Here is a 13,193-nt window from a genome sequence, read left to right as displayed (position 1 = left end):
TCACAGATCAGCTCGGCCGTTCGGCTCAACCCTGAGAACCCACCGGCGGGGTCAGCAGGTAGTCGTCCGCGTCCGCGCTCCACTCCAGCGCGACCGCGCCGCTGGTCGCGGCCGCCTTGCAGAACTGCAGGAACGAGCGGTAGCCGAGCTTCTTCTCGCTGAAGCCGGGCGCGACCTTGCGAACCCGGTTCTTCAGGCCGGAGAGCGCGACCGCGCCGTTGCCGGCGGACAGCTCCTGGACCACCGCGCGCAGCACACCGAACGCGGCCTCCCGGTCGCCGTGCTCCGGCAGGCTGACCTCCGGGTCACCCTTGGCTGATCCGTCGCTCAGCTCGATCACGTTCTGCTCCCGCAGGTGGCGCAGCAGCTCGCCGAACGCGCGGAAGCCGTGGTCGGCCTCGCTGAACGTGGGGTCCTTACGCAGCAGCGTGCGCTTGAGCGTGGACGCGGTCACCGCGCCGTTCGAACTCTGCTGGAGGCCGGTGACGGTCTGCGCGACCAGCGCGGCGAGCGTCTCCGCGTCCCGCGCGGAGGACTCGGCGCCGGCGGACGGTTCCACCGTCACCACCACCTCGACCAGCTCCGGCGCGGCCACCTCCGGCTCCGGCGACGGCTCAGGTGGGGCGGCCGGTGCGGCGGCCGGGCGACCGCGCTTCGGCCGGGCCGGCGGGACCTCCACACCCTCCAGCCGGTCGTAGTAGAGGAACTCGTCGCAGGCCGGCGGGAGCAGCGCGGACGTCGACTTCTGCACACCGACGCCGATCACCCGCTTGTTCAACTCGCGCAGCTTGTGCACCAGCGGCGTGAAGTCGCTGTCGCCGGTGCAGAGCACGAACGTGGAGATGTAGGGCCGCTCGAACGCCAGCTCCAGCGCGTCCACCACCATCTTGATGTCGGCCGCGTTCTTCCGGGACGCGCCCATCCGCTGCGGGATGTCGATCAGCTCGACGTGCGACCGGGTGAGCATCCGGCGGTCGTCGTCGAAGTACGACCAGTCCGCGTACGCCTTCCGCACCACCACCCGGCCGCGCTCGGCCAGCGCGTCCGCGACCGGCTTCAGCGCGAACGTCATCCCGCCCAGGTGCTCGCGGGCCCCGATCGCCAGGTTCTCGTAGTCGAGGAACAGGGCGATGCGCTCTTCATGATCCACGCAGGCCAGGGTACGCGCACCCCCGCCGCACGGCTCGCCGGTCGACGTCCTCGCGGGCGGCGCCCCCACCATCTCGGCCCCGGTGAATCAGGCCGTCGAGGACGGCGAGTCATGATTTCGATCTCCGCACCCGTCGAGTTGATCCATAGCGGCGTTCCGTGCGTGCCATGTGGTGGGCGAGGACATGCCGGCGGATGGGAGTCGTTGTGGCGCATGAGGGCGGCGGGGCACCGGACCGGAGGTCCAGGGAGGGCACGACGGCGGCGCATCCGCCGCTCGTCGATGCCGGTGACGACCCGGGGGACCCGCCGGCCGCGTGGCCGTCCATCGCGGACTACTGGCCGGACGCGCCGCACCGGATCGGACCGGAGGCGGACGTCTACCACCTGGAGGACACGACCTTCCCGCCCGCCGCGCCGGCTTCGGCGCCGCCCGCCGCGCCGAGTGCGGCGCCGCTCGACGCGGCGCCGCCGGTCCGGGAGACCGAGACCGAGGTGCGGGATCCGTTCGAAGGTCTGGTGCTGGCGGAGGACTTCGTGCATCCGCCCGCAGAGGACGACGACCTGCACTGGAACGGCGGGACCGCGGCGGCGCCGGCGCCCCGGCGCGGCGGGCGCGTGCTGGCCACGGTCACGATGGCGGCGCTGCTGCTGGCCGGCCTGACCGCGCTGATCGTAGTGCAGCTGCCGGGCGACTCCACGGATCAGAGCACGACCGCCGCACCGGCCGGGCCCGCACCGGACGACGCGGCCCCGGAGGCGGCGGGGCCGGACGACGCCGCACCGGAGGATGCCGGGCCCGGGCCGGAGACCGGTGCCGAGCCAGCCGACGCCGACGACGGGCGGACCGTGTCCGCGCCGCTCGACGGGCGGGACGAGGCGACGTTCGCGCTGCTCACGGACGTGACGATGCTGGTGGTGCGGACCACCTCGCTGGACGGGGAGTTGTTCCGGATCAGCTCGCCGGAGGAGAGTGGCGTACGCCCGAACGCGGTCACCGAGGACGGCGAAGTCCGGTTGTTCCTGGAGGCGAGCGAGAACGAGGACGCGACCGCCGAGGTCGAGGTGCTGCTCAGCGACGAGGTGCGCTGGTCGGTGCGGCTCCTCGCCGGGGTCGATTCCGGCGCGGTCGACCTGAGCGCGGCCCCGGTCTCCGAGGTCACGCTGGCCGGCGGCGCCACCAGCATCGACCTGAGCCTGCCCGCCCCGGACGGCACGCTGCCGATCTCCCTCACCAAGGGCGCGAACCAGCTCACGGTCCGCACCCCCGCGCGGGCACCGGCCCGGGTCGCGATCCGGCAGGGCGCCGGCACGGTCGAGATCGACGGCGCGTCGAAGAACGGCATCGCCAAGGGCGAGGTCTTCCAGTCCCGCGACTGGCAGGCCGCCACCGACCGCCTCGACCTCGACGCCTCCGCCGGCCTGGGAACCCTCCGAATCCACACTGATCAATGAATCTGCCGGGGTGATCGGCGCCCCACGTCGCCGGGCAGGAACTTCCGGAGATCCGGGGCGTGGGACGCCGAGCCGGTTTTCGGCTCCGCCGGAGCCTGACCTCGAAACCCCGGTAAGGCCATCTTCCCGCTTCCGGAGTGGGCACCTTCCGAGTGCTCCCGCGGGCACCGGTCGTCGCCGGCGCTCCTCCCTACACGTTCCGTGGGTGGCCGGGAAGACCACGCGACTACACGACGGCCGCAGCCCTGCCGCGACCACGACCGGAGCGTCCCGGCGGGCAGAGCGCGCATGACGCGACAACAGGCCGGCGCCGCCCCGCCTCGCTGGATGACGCCGGCCATGCCGAGTCTGCCGCCTGGGTGATCGATCAGTGGTGCGAAAGATAGATCAAAGATCGAAGTGGATATCTCTTGCTCCACTGATTGATCACCCAGGGGCGGATGGCGGTGCCGCGTGGACACGGCACCGCTGGAACAGGGTGAGATGTGGAGATATTTCGGGCGCCCCATGCGCCCGATCTCCGTCGCGGGCGCATGTGGCGCCCCGCAGCCATCGGCCGGGAGGCCGGGGCGGCGCGTTCGCAGACCTACGGGCACCGACGGAGGAACGACCATCGGATCGCCACCGCCATCACTCCGACAATCAGCGGGCAAACGTCCCTTCACCACTGAAGCTCTGTCCGAAATATCATTACAAAGGTGGCGACGGCGACTGCTGGAAGCAACCACGTGTCGCAAATCGTTGTTTAGAGCGCCGAATAACAACGATTTGCGACACGTGATCAGCTCCCGCTCCCGGCAGTACTGAGCCTTCGGCGTCGGAGTGAGCGGCGTTTCGCAGCGGTGACCGCTATAGCGCGAAATTTCGGGCGAGCAGCGCCGGGACGGCCACCGCCGCTCGACCTCGACCTCGGCTTAGGCCTCGATCTCGATCTCGATCTCGAAAGATCAGTATGTTGCGATATTTTGGGCGAAGTGCCCGACCGCACTGTTCGCGCCTCCGACCCGGACCTGAGAGGGTGGTTCGAGATCGTTTGGGTTGATCTATGCGTTGAGTCCGTTTGGAGATCGTTCTACGGGTTCATGATAGATAGTGATCACTCGATGGCGTGAAGGGTGAATCTTGGTCGCGTCCCGTGGCCGGGGTGGGGTGTTGGCCCGGTCATGGGTGATCGGAAGCCGTATCCGAGTGACGTCAGCGATGCGCAGTGGGCGTTGATCGGCCCGTTTCTGGACGTGTGGCGGGCGGGGCGGGTGTCGGTCGCGGGCCGGACCGGTGAGCAGGATCTGCGGGAGGTCGTGAACGCGATCCTGTATCAGAACCGGACCGGCTGCCAGTGGGCGTATCTGCCGCATGACCTGCCACAGAAGCCGGTGGTCTACTACTACTTCGGGTTGTGGCGTGATGACGGCACCGACGCGGTCATCCATGATCTGCTGCGGTGCCAGGCCCGGCAGAAGGCCGGCCGGGCCGAGGACCCGACCATGGTGGTGCTGGACACCCAGTCGGTGCGGGCCGCGAACCACGTCCCGGCTGCCACGACCGGCAAAGACGCGGGGAAGAAGGTTCCGGGCCGTAAGCGGGGCCTGGCCGTGGATGCTCTCGGGTTGATCGTCGCCGTGGTCGTGGCCGCCGCGTCGGTGACCGACAACGTCATCGGGATTCGGCTGCTGGACAAGGTCGCCGCGCACGCCCCGACCGTCACGGTCGCGATGGTCGACGCCGGGTTCAAACAGGACGTCGCCGTCCACGGCGCCGTGACAGGTATCGACGTCGAGGTCGTCAAACGCTCCGACACGATGCCGGGGTTCGTGCCGGTGAAGAAGCGGTGGATCGTCGAGCAGGTCTACGGCACCCTGATGCTGCACCGCCGCCTGGCGCGTGAGTACGAGAGCCGCCCGGAATCGAGCGTGTCCCGCACGCTCTGGGCATCGATAGCGAACATGGCCCGCCGCCTGACCGGGACCAGCACCCCGACCTGGCGAGACCGGTAACGGGCCCGCTGATGCACCTGGACACGATCCTCGACCTGATCACCGCGCAGGAGACCACCGCGACGCAGACCGCGCAGCGGCTGCGCGAGCAGATCAGCGCGCTCACCACCGAACTGGACCGCACCGACCGTGAACTGGCCGACCTCGCCACCACCCGGACCACCCTGAAAACAATCGCCGCGGCCCAGTTCACCGCCGAGGAACCGATCGTGATCAGCTCCGCCTACCAGCAGATCCTCACCATCCTCGGCACCGCACCCGACGGCATCCGCGCCAAGGGCATCTGCCTCGCCCTCGACATCGAACCCACACCGGCACACGTCGAAGGCACCCGCGCGAAGCTCAAACGCCTGGTCCACCACAAACTCGTGACCGAGACCGAACCCGGACTGTTCACCCTCACCCAGAAACGGACGTAATCTCCCTTACCGCCCTCTGAAGACTCAGTCTCTCTGGAGTTGCGGATGCGGAAGGCCCGGCCCGGCCCCGCTCCGCACGTGGCGTCGGAGCCGATCCTGTCATGGCCGGGGAGAACGCGCGGCCCCCGTCGCTGCTTGCGTCAGGCGCCACGGTGCGGGTTTCGTGGTCTTCGCCGGCCATCCGCGGATCGTTAGGGAGGAGCGCCAGCGACGACCGGTGCCCGCGGGAGCATGGGGGAAGTGGGCACGCCGGAAGCGGGAAGATCCAGAATTTGATCTTGTCGGGAATGGCCGCGTACCTCTCCGGTACGGGGTCCGGTCCCCCGGCGGCACGACGCGCGGGCGAATTCCCGTCGGTAGCGTGGCGGGCGTATGCGCGGACGAGGAGCAGGTGAACGACGTGACGGACGGGCGGCCGGTGCGCACGCTGTGGTGGGTCGTGCTGGGATCGGTGACCGGGCTGCTGCTGGTCGTCACGGCCACGCTGGTCGCGGACGTCTACGAACTGCCGGTGCTGGTCGCGTTCGGCGCCGCGACCGCGGGCTGCGCCGCGCTGCCGCTGGTGCCGGTGCGTCCCCGGCTGGCCGCGGCGCTGCAACTCGCCGCCGTGGTGGTGTTCGCCTGGACGCAGCCGGTCGACGAGGGCGCGTGGCCGCTCGCCGTGCCCGTGATGGTGGTGCTGATCCTCTACGTCGGCCTGGTGGGGCTGTGCCGGCCGTGGGGTGAGGCGGTCGCGACCTGGTGGGCCTCCAGCCTGATCCTGATCCTGCTGATCATGCTCGACCCGCGCGGGCGCGACTTCGACGCGGCCGCCGAGACGCTGGTCGTCTACGCGACGAACTCGGTGCTGGTGCTGTTCGGCGCGATCCTGTGGCGGCAGCGCGCGCTGATCCGTCGGCAGCTCGCCGACGCCCGCCGCGACGTGGCGCTGGAGCAGGCGCAGCGGGCCGTGGTCGAGGAGCGCACCCGGATCGCCCGGGAGCTGCACGACGTGGTCGCGCACAGCATGTCGGTGATCCACATGCAGGCCACTTCGGCGCAGTACCGGCTGGGCGACGTCGACGACGAGTCGCGCGCGGAGTTCGGCCGGATCGCGGCCGGCACCCGCACCGCGCTGCAGGAGATGCGCCAGCTGCTGTCGCTGCTGCGCGACGAGGAGGGCGAGCGGCCGCTGCGACCGGCGCCCGGCCTGCGCGACCTGGACGAGCTGGCACTCTCCGCGCGGCGCGGCGGGATCGCGGTGGAGCTGTCCGTGCCGGCCGAGGTGCGCGCGCTGGACATCCCGGAGACGATCGGCGTGGCCGCGTTCCGGATCGTGCAGGAGTCGCTGAGCAACGTGGTGCGGCACGCACCCGGCGCGGACACCCGGGTGCTGGTCGGCGCGACCGGGCGGCAACTCACGGTCGAGGTGGTCAACGACCGCGCGCGCCGGGCCCGGCAGTCGATCGAGGACCCGGGCCGGGCCGGGCACGGGCTGATCGGCATGCGGGAACGGGCCCGGCAGACCGGCGGCACGATCGAGACCGGCCCGCGTCCCGGCGGCGGCTACCGGGTGGCCGCGTGCCTGCCCCTGAACATCGAGGAGAACCAGTCATGATCAGCGTCCTGGTCGTCGACGATCAGCCGATGATCCGAGCCGGCATCCGCGCGATCCTCGACGCCCAGCCGGATCTGGCCGTGGCCGGCGAGGCCGAGGACGGCCGGGCCGGCGTGCGGCTCGGCCGGTCGCTGCGCCCGGACGTGGTGCTGATGGACGTGCGCATGCCGGAGCTGGACGGGCTGGCCGCCACGCGCGAGCTGCTCTCCGGCTCGCCCGCGCCGCGGGTGCTGATGCTCACCACGTTCGACGTCGACGACTACGTGTACGAGGCGCTGCGTTCCGGCGCCAGCGGTTTCCTGCTCAAGGACAGCGAACCCGACGAGTTGGTACGGGCGGTGCGCGTGGTGGCGAACAGCGAGGCGCTCCTGTCGCCGAGCGTCACCCGGCGGCTGATCGAGAACTTCGTCGGCGCGCAGCCGCGCAAGCCGTCCCCGGCGCTGAACGCGCTCACCGACCGGGAGCGGGAGGTGCTGCGGCACATGGCGACCGGCATGTCGAACGCGGAGATCGCGGCCGCGCTGTTCATCGCGGAGCAGACCACGAAGACGCACGTCAGCCGGATCCTGAACAAGCTGGGCCTGCGGGACCGGGTGCACGCGGTGGTGTTCGGCTACGAGAACGGGCTGGTCGTCCCCGGGCGGCGGTGAGCCGCCCGGGGACGTTCCGTCAGTCCAGCAGGGCCGTGTGCCGGGCCGGACGGACCCGGCGGGTCACCCCGCGTCCGTCACGCGGCACCGGTCAGGATCTCGAAGAGGTCGGCGCGGCACTGCAGGCCGGCCTCACGCAGTGCGACGACCCGGGTGACCTGCTCCGCCTCGGGCAGTGCGTGCAGCGCGTCCCAGGCCTGGGCGGTCGCGACCCGCTCGTCGTCCATGTAGGACGGCGGCGGCTCCGTCCGGTGGAGCAGCCAGAACGCGGCGACCGCGCGGGCGGCGCGCTGACGGGTGTCGGCCCGCTGCGTGGTGTAGTCCTCGCAGCGGAGCGTGCCGGCGCCGTCGAGCAGGTCCTCGACCAGCGTGGGACCGCCGGTGACCAGTGCGCCGGTGCCGTCGACCGTGAGGCGGACCCGTACCGTCGCGGGATCCTGAATCGTTTTCACGCCGAAGGCGTGCTCGTCCTGGATCAGCGCGGACGGCGCGTCCGGCAGGCGGCTCAGCGCGGCCAGCGCCTCCCGGGCCGGGCCGGTCAGCTCCGGCAGCGTCTTCTCATAGGCGCGGGTGACGCAGACCCGTGGCGTGCCCTCCGCGCAGACCAGAGCCGTGGCGCCCGCGTCCACCGTGGTCGCCCGCGCGGCCGGCGGCAGCACTAGCAGCGCACCGGCCAGGCCGGCGGCCAGCACCGCGGCGCCGGGCAGCAGCGCGGCCGGGCGGTGCCGCGACGGCAGCGCGTAGAACAGGAAACCGGCCGCGCCGAGCGCCACGAACCAGATGGTCTGACCCGCGACGGTAGCGGCGCTGATACGTAGAAACTCGCCGGCGGTCCCGTCGTCCGGCAGGTACGACGGGAGCAGCGCGAGCGCGCCGGCCCGCCGATCCCGGGTCACGATCTCCAGCGCGAAGATCAGCGCGCTGGAGAGCACCAGCGTCAGCGGCACCGTCCACAGTGACGGGAGGCGGCGGCCGAGCGCGAGCCCGAGCAGCCCGGCGGCGGCGATGCCGAGCGCGCCGGTCAGCAGCGACCACGGCCAGCCGGACGGCCAGTAGGTGTCCGCGTCCAGCACGGCCAGGCCGATCGTCTCGGCGAGCGCGGCCAGGTAGACCGCGGCCAGCCCGGTGCCGAGCAGGGCCGCGCGCAGCGCCAGCCGGGACCGGGGCCGCCGGGGCGTGACGTCGACCAGCTCGGCGGTGCCGGCCGCGCCGTCCCGCCGGCCGATCCACACGCCGATGGTCAGCGCGAGCGGCCAGAGCAGCGCCAGCGCGGCGCGGTGGCCGAGCACGGTCGCGTTGACCAGGCCGGGCCAGCGCGGGTCCATGCCGTCCGAGGTCATCGTCCAGGAGGCGAACAGCATCGCGGCGACCAGCCACGGCAGCCAGGTGCGGCGCAGTTCCAGCAGTGTCAGTCGAATCGTCATCGGAGCACCTCCGCGTACCCTCGCTCGTATCTGCTCGTCACGTCGTCGCCACCGTCCTGGGCGTGCTCGGCCAGCTCCGCGGGCGTGCCGCGGAACGCGATCCGGCCCTCGCGCAGCACGATCAGGTCGGTGCAGGCCACGGCCACGTCCTCGATCACATGGGTGGCGATGACCACGCACGCGGTACGGCCGAGGCCGCGCAGCAGCGTGCGCATCTCCTGCCGGTTGCCCGGGTCGACTCCGGAGGTGGGCTCGTCCAGGATCAGCAGCCCGGGGTCGCCGACCAGCGCCTGCGCCAGCCCGACCCGGCGGATCATGCCGCCGGAGAGCGTGCGGAGCTTCTCGTCCGCGCGGCCGGTCAGGCCGCTCTGGTCGATCGCGCGCTGGGCCGCGGCCGGGATCTCGTGAGCGGGCAGCTCCTTGAGCCAGGCCAGGTACTCGACGAACTCCCGTACGGTGAAACGCTTGTAGTAGCCGAAGGCCTGCGGGAGGTACCCGAGGTGCCGGCGGACCTCGCGCAGGTCGCCGCCGTCGTGGACCGGCTGACCGATCAGTTCGAGCGTGCCCGCGGCCGGCGGGGTCACGGTGGCCAGCGCGCGCAGCAGTGTGGTCTTGCCGGCACCGTTCGGGCCGAGCACGCCGTGCACGCCCGGGCCCAGGTCCAGGTCGACGCCGTCGACCGCGAGCCGTCGCCCGGCGCGGACCGACAGCCCTTCCGCCCGGATCGGCCAGGCGACCGGCCGATCGTCCTCTATCCCACGCATCCTTCTCCTGTCGGTTACGTCCGGCGGCCGAAGCCGCTCCGGTTCTGGCACGTTTCTTCTCGCAGTTCTGGCACGTTTCACGAGCGCTACACACGTTTCAACTGCCGTAGCGCAGGCCGGGCCGGTGGTGGTCCGGCACTGTCGGCCGAGCCGGTAGTGATCCGGCGCGGTTCAGTCGAGCCGGTGGCCGTTCGGTGCCGTCGGCTGAGCCGGTGGTCGTTCGGCGCTATCGGCTGAGCCGGTGGCGGCCCGAGGTCATCGGCCCAGCCGGTAGCGGCCCCGGTCTCATCGGCTGAGCCGGTAGCCGTCTCGGAAACGGTTCAGCAGGACGGTGGCGGCCAGCAGCACGACGAGCCAGCCCGGGGCGGCGGCCGCGTCCAGGACCACCGGATCCCACGCGTCGGCCAGCGTGGGGACGACCACGGCCAGCGACCAGAGCGCGGTCACGCCGACCGCCGCGCGGGCCACGCCGACCAGCGCGCCCGCCGCCAGCACCACGGCCGTGAACGCGAGGCCGGGCAGCAACCACCGGGCCGGGGACGCGCCGACCGCCAGCCCGGCCAGCGCCACCGGCGGCAGCGTGACCAGCAGCGCCACCAGCGTGCGGCGCAGCACCAGCGTCAGCCCGGCCTGCGGCGTGACCGCGACCAGCGCGTGCGCCGGATCGGTCCACCGGTTCCAGGAGACGGCGACGCCGAGCACCGGCACCAGCGGCGCGATCAGCAACAGCAGCGGCGGCATGCCACCGGGACCGGCCGCCTCCAGCAGCGTCGCGGCCAGCGGCACCGCGACCGTCATCGCCAGCCACGGCAGCACGGCCGGCACCGCCCACCGGGCCAGCGCTCGCCGGGCCCGGTGCCGCAGTCCCCAGAACCGCCCGTGGCCGGGCCCGAGCCGCGGCTCGACCGCCAGGCGCACGGACTCGACCAGCGCCGGCAGCACCGGATCGGCCTCGATCGCGCCGGCCATCCGGGCCCGGCAGTCCGCGCAGCGCTCAAGGTGCGCCTCCAGCACCCAGAGCGTCTCCTCCGGCAGGTCCGCCCCGGCGGCGTACCGGCCGAGCAGATCGTCCGGGACACACGCGATTTCCCCGCTCATGACAGCGCCCTCCGCAGCTCGATCCGGGCCCGGCGCACCCGGGTCTTCACCGTGCCCTCCGGCACTCCCAGCAGCGCGGACGTCTCGCGCGCGGTCAGTCCGTCCAGCACCATCGCGCGCAGCACCACGCGCAGCTCCGGCGCCAGCCGCCCGAGTGCGGCCGCGAGCGCGGCGTCCGGCATGCCGTCCAGCACCTCGTCCTCGGCCGCCGGCATCGTCGCCCGCGGCGGTTCGCCGGTCAGCGGCACCTCGTCGTGCCGCGCCGCCCGGCGGAACGCGTCCACGAGCCGCCGGGCCGCGATCGTCCACAGCCAGCCGGCCGCACTCCCACCCATCGGATCACCCACATAGCTCGCCGCGGCCCGCCAGGCCGCGAGGTACGAGTCCTGCATCACCTCGGCCACCAGCTCGTCGTCGCGGCAACGCCGGCGCAGACGCACCGCGAGCCACGGCGCGGTCCGCCGATAGAACTCGTCGAACGCGGCGCGATCACCACGCCCGACGCGGCGCAGCAACGCCTCCTCGCCGAGTTCGGTCACTCCCGCACTGTGGTTCACGCCCGGTAGGTCGAAGCCCCGACACGACGGAGATTGCATTCACGCAGTGACCTGGGTCACAGACTTGGGATACGCAGGTTCGTCACGCCGAGTGAGCGACTTCGTTGACCGCAACGGGGGCGCGCCATATAGTCGCAACGACCCGGGACATCCGAACTCGTCGATCAACCACCGTCTGGAGGCCGACATGCCGGAACAGTGGACAGCGGATCCGGACACCGGATTTCGGCGACGACTCGGAAGATCCGCTCACGAACTCGGCGCCACCGGCGGCAACGCCAGCTGCCCGGACATCTGGGAACTGGAGAACGGCGACGTCGCCGTCATCGGGACCGACATGCGCAAGGCCTACGCGACCCGCCTACCGGCCGGCGTCACGATCGACGACCACGAGAGCCTCGTCGTCATTCCCCGACGCATGCTGATCACGGCGAAGCCGGACATCCCCGACGCCTGAGCCCTTGCGAGACGCCGTGGGCGAACGGATGGAGCTCGGCGACTACTACGCGGACTTCGAGCGCACCTTCTGGCAGGTCCGTGACGTCTGGAAGCTCGAACGATCGCGTCGAGGAGCGCGAAGGGCCTCGGTCCGAAGGACGTGAGGACCGCGGAGAGCGCCTCGGGCATCTTCGGAGCCCAATCCACGCCCGGATGCTGCCACGTCAGGACGCGTGTCCACCTTCGGTGGACTGTCGCTTCCGCTCCGGGCGCGCCGGGTTGCCGGCGGTGGCTACGCTCAGGTGCGTGGTGTTCGTCGGTCGGGTCCGGATGGTGACCGGCCTGCTGGCCTGTGTGGCCGGGCTGGCCGGTTGTGCGGCGTTGCCTGAGGAAGTGCAGGTGCGGCAGCGTTGCGACGGGGCGAACATGGTGTACGAGGTGTGGGACCGGGATCCGGGCGACTCCGAGGAGCCGGAGACCGAGTTCGAGCAGGTCGAGGTGGTGCCGGGCGATCCGCGGTGCCCGGGCGCGCCCGACGCGACCCTGCCGCCGGCCACCGAGACGATTCCACCGGCCACGGCGACGCAGTCGCCGGCCCCGCGACCGTGAGGACACAGGCGATGAGGATCGTGCGGAGCGCGGCGGCGCTGACGGTCGTGCTGGTCGCGGCGGCCGGGTGCGCGTCGGACCGGTCGGAGGTCCGGGTGCGGTGCGACGGGCCGAACATGGTGTACGAGGCGTGGGTCGACGAGCCGGGGTGGGGCGGGCTGGAGTTCAGCCACATCGACGTGGTGCCGGGCGATCCCCGGTGCGCCGGGGCCACGCCGGCACCGGCACCGACTCCCTCTCCGTCAGAGCAGTGAGCGGCGCGCGACCGGGAAGTCGAAGAACGTGTCCGGGTACGGCTCACCGGCCAGCGTGAAGTGCCACCACTCCAGGTCGTAGTCGTTGAAGCCGGCCGCGGCCATCGCGTCGCGCAGCATCAACCGGTTCGCCAGCGCCCGGCCGGTGATCCGCGGGTCGAGCGTGTTCGCGCGCGGGTCGAAGCAGTCGTAGCCGGTGCCCATGTCGACGGTGTTGTCCGGGAAGCGCTGCCACACCGGCGCGAAACACCGGGCCAGCGGCTGCCCCAGGACGTACGGCGGCTGCGGCCGGGCCGGGAGCCGCACGACGGTCAGGTCCACGGTGCTGCCCCGGCTGTGCCCGGACCGGTGCGCGATGTAGCCGTCGTCGAAGAGCGTGGCCTTCTCGACCTCCGGGTAGAACTCGCGCTTCGTCAGCTCGTCGTCCAGGTCCTCGGCCCACGCCGCGAAGTGGTCGACCGCGCGCTGCGGTCGGTAGCAGTCGTACACCTTGAGGGTGTACCCGCGCCGGATGAACTGCGCCTGCACCCGCTTGAGCGCCGCCGCGGCCGGCTGGGTGAGCAGGCACAGCGGCTCCACGTACCCGTTGATCGGCCGTCCCACGAAGTTGTGGAAGCCCTTGTAGCGGATGTCATGCAGGATCGTCGGGTCCACATCGGCGAGATTGACGAAGCCGGCCGGGGCCTGCGGCCGGGCGTGCGCGACGCCGGGCGGCCCGGCCAGCAGCGCGGCCACGACGGCGGCGAGGACGAGGACTCGATGCTTCACGAGGACACCATCCGTTC

Annotated in this window: 14 protein-coding genes; 8 read left to right on the top strand and 6 right to left on the bottom strand. The window is 71.9% G+C overall.

What is annotated here, in order from left to right:
- Nucleotides 1–25: 25 nt before the first annotated feature.
- Nucleotides 26–1,150 carry a PIN domain-containing protein gene (locus J2S43_RS09895; protein WP_306828529.1) on the bottom strand — a complete coding sequence of 375 codons (1,125 nt, stop codon included), beginning with the start codon at nucleotides 1,148–1,150 and terminating at the stop codon, nucleotides 26–28.
- Between the two features lie 194 nt (nucleotides 1,151–1,344).
- Between J2S43_RS09895 and J2S43_RS09890 the strand changes: the two genes are divergently transcribed.
- The 5 genes from J2S43_RS09890 (at nucleotide 1,345) to J2S43_RS09870 (ending at nucleotide 7,264) form a co-directional block, all read left to right on the top strand.
- Nucleotides 1,345–2,604, top strand: coding sequence for a hypothetical protein (locus tag J2S43_RS09890; protein WP_306828528.1), 1,260 nt, complete (start codon nucleotides 1,345–1,347; stop codon nucleotides 2,602–2,604).
- A 1,163-nt stretch (nucleotides 2,605–3,767) separates the two neighbouring features.
- Nucleotides 3,768–4,598 carry an IS5 family transposase gene (locus J2S43_RS09885; RefSeq protein ID WP_306828527.1) on the top strand — a complete coding sequence of 277 codons (831 nt, stop codon included), beginning with the start codon at nucleotides 3,768–3,770 and terminating at the stop codon, nucleotides 4,596–4,598.
- 11 nt (nucleotides 4,599–4,609) lie between these two features.
- Nucleotides 4,610–5,017, top strand: coding sequence for a hypothetical protein (locus tag J2S43_RS09880; RefSeq protein WP_306828526.1), 408 nt, complete (start codon nucleotides 4,610–4,612; stop codon nucleotides 5,015–5,017).
- A 361-nt stretch (nucleotides 5,018–5,378) separates the two neighbouring features.
- Entirely contained in the window at nucleotides 5,379–6,614 is a 1,236-nt protein-coding gene (locus J2S43_RS09875; RefSeq protein ID WP_306828525.1) for a sensor histidine kinase, read from the top strand.
- Nucleotides 6,611–7,264 (top strand): response regulator, encoded by a 654-nt coding sequence (locus tag J2S43_RS09870; RefSeq protein WP_306828524.1) that lies wholly within the window; start codon nucleotides 6,611–6,613, stop codon nucleotides 7,262–7,264. Before J2S43_RS09875 ends, J2S43_RS09870 begins: the two co-directional genes overlap by 4 nt.
- Nucleotides 7,265–7,341: 77 nt before the next feature.
- Here the strand turns inward: J2S43_RS09870 and J2S43_RS09865 are convergent, their stop codons facing one another.
- The 4 genes from J2S43_RS09865 to J2S43_RS09850 all read right to left on the bottom strand — a co-directional run bounded on the left by J2S43_RS09865 (nucleotide 7,342) and on the right by J2S43_RS09850 (nucleotide 11,089).
- Nucleotides 7,342–8,688: a hypothetical protein gene (locus tag J2S43_RS09865; RefSeq protein ID WP_306828523.1), complete on the bottom strand. Its 1,347-nt coding sequence runs from the start codon at nucleotides 8,686–8,688 to the stop codon at nucleotides 7,342–7,344.
- Nucleotides 8,685–9,452, bottom strand: coding sequence for an ATP-binding cassette domain-containing protein (locus tag J2S43_RS09860; protein ID WP_306828522.1), 768 nt, complete (start codon nucleotides 9,450–9,452; stop codon nucleotides 8,685–8,687). The genes J2S43_RS09865 and J2S43_RS09860 overlap by 4 nt, the downstream gene beginning before the upstream one ends.
- A 285-nt stretch (nucleotides 9,453–9,737) precedes the next feature.
- Complete coding sequence (locus J2S43_RS09855; protein WP_306828521.1) at nucleotides 9,738–10,550, bottom strand: zf-HC2 domain-containing protein; 813 nt, start codon at nucleotides 10,548–10,550, stop codon at nucleotides 9,738–9,740.
- The gene (locus J2S43_RS09850; protein ID WP_306828520.1) at nucleotides 10,547–11,089 is read right to left on the bottom strand and encodes an RNA polymerase sigma factor; all 543 of its coding nucleotides are present in this window, start codon (nucleotides 11,087–11,089) and stop codon (nucleotides 10,547–10,549) included. The genes J2S43_RS09855 and J2S43_RS09850 overlap by 4 nt, the downstream gene beginning before the upstream one ends.
- Before the next feature lie 109 nt (nucleotides 11,090–11,198).
- On the opposite strand from J2S43_RS09850, the gene J2S43_RS09845 reads away from it, so the two are divergent.
- The 3 genes from J2S43_RS09845 to J2S43_RS09835 all read left to right on the top strand — a co-directional run bounded on the left by J2S43_RS09845 (nucleotide 11,199) and on the right by J2S43_RS09835 (nucleotide 12,408).
- Nucleotides 11,199–11,564: a hypothetical protein gene (locus J2S43_RS09845; protein ID WP_306828519.1), complete on the top strand. Its 366-nt coding sequence runs from the start codon at nucleotides 11,199–11,201 to the stop codon at nucleotides 11,562–11,564.
- 287 nt (nucleotides 11,565–11,851) lie between these two features.
- Nucleotides 11,852–12,154, top strand: coding sequence for a hypothetical protein (locus tag J2S43_RS09840; RefSeq protein WP_306828518.1), 303 nt, complete (start codon nucleotides 11,852–11,854; stop codon nucleotides 12,152–12,154).
- 11 nt (nucleotides 12,155–12,165) lie between these two features.
- A complete protein-coding gene (locus J2S43_RS09835; RefSeq protein ID WP_306828517.1) occupies nucleotides 12,166–12,408 on the top strand; it encodes a hypothetical protein in 243 nt (80 codons plus the stop codon).
- Here J2S43_RS09835 and J2S43_RS09830 read toward each other — a convergent pair.
- Nucleotides 12,397–13,176, bottom strand: a complete 780-nt coding sequence (locus J2S43_RS09830; RefSeq protein ID WP_306828516.1) for a M15 family metallopeptidase — start codon at nucleotides 13,174–13,176, stop codon at nucleotides 12,397–12,399. The genes J2S43_RS09835 and J2S43_RS09830 overlap by 12 nt on opposite strands.
- Nucleotides 13,177–13,193: the final 17 nt, after the last annotated feature.

It is taken from the genome of Catenuloplanes nepalensis, assembly GCF_030811575.1.
Taxonomy (GTDB): domain Bacteria; phylum Actinomycetota; class Actinomycetes; order Mycobacteriales; family Micromonosporaceae; genus Catenuloplanes; species Catenuloplanes nepalensis.
Note: the sequence above shows the minus strand (reverse complement) of the source record. Positions and strands in the feature narration are given on the sequence as shown.

What these genes read in the sequence shown, in the direction of transcription:
- J2S43_RS09890 (WP_306828528.1), top strand. Translation starts at nt 1,345, where the DNA reads ATGGGAGTCGTTGTGGCGCATGAGGGCGGCGGGGCACCGGACCGGAGG.
- J2S43_RS09860 (WP_306828522.1), bottom strand. Translation starts at nt 9,452, where the DNA reads ATGCGTGGGATAGAGGACGATCGGCCGGTCGCCTGGCCGATCCGGGCG.
- J2S43_RS09870 (WP_306828524.1), top strand. Translation starts at nt 6,611, where the DNA reads ATGATCAGCGTCCTGGTCGTCGACGATCAGCCGATGATCCGAGCCGGC.
- J2S43_RS09855 (WP_306828521.1), bottom strand. Translation starts at nt 10,550, where the DNA reads ATGAGCGGGGAAATCGCGTGTGTCCCGGACGATCTGCTCGGCCGGTAC.
- J2S43_RS09885 (WP_306828527.1), top strand. Translation starts at nt 3,768, where the DNA reads ATGGGTGATCGGAAGCCGTATCCGAGTGACGTCAGCGATGCGCAGTGG.
- J2S43_RS09880 (WP_306828526.1), top strand. Translation starts at nt 4,610, where the DNA reads ATGCACCTGGACACGATCCTCGACCTGATCACCGCGCAGGAGACCACC.
- J2S43_RS09835 (WP_306828517.1), top strand. Translation starts at nt 12,166, where the DNA reads ATGAGGATCGTGCGGAGCGCGGCGGCGCTGACGGTCGTGCTGGTCGCG.
- J2S43_RS09865 (WP_306828523.1), bottom strand. Translation starts at nt 8,688, where the DNA reads ATGACGATTCGACTGACACTGCTGGAACTGCGCCGCACCTGGCTGCCG.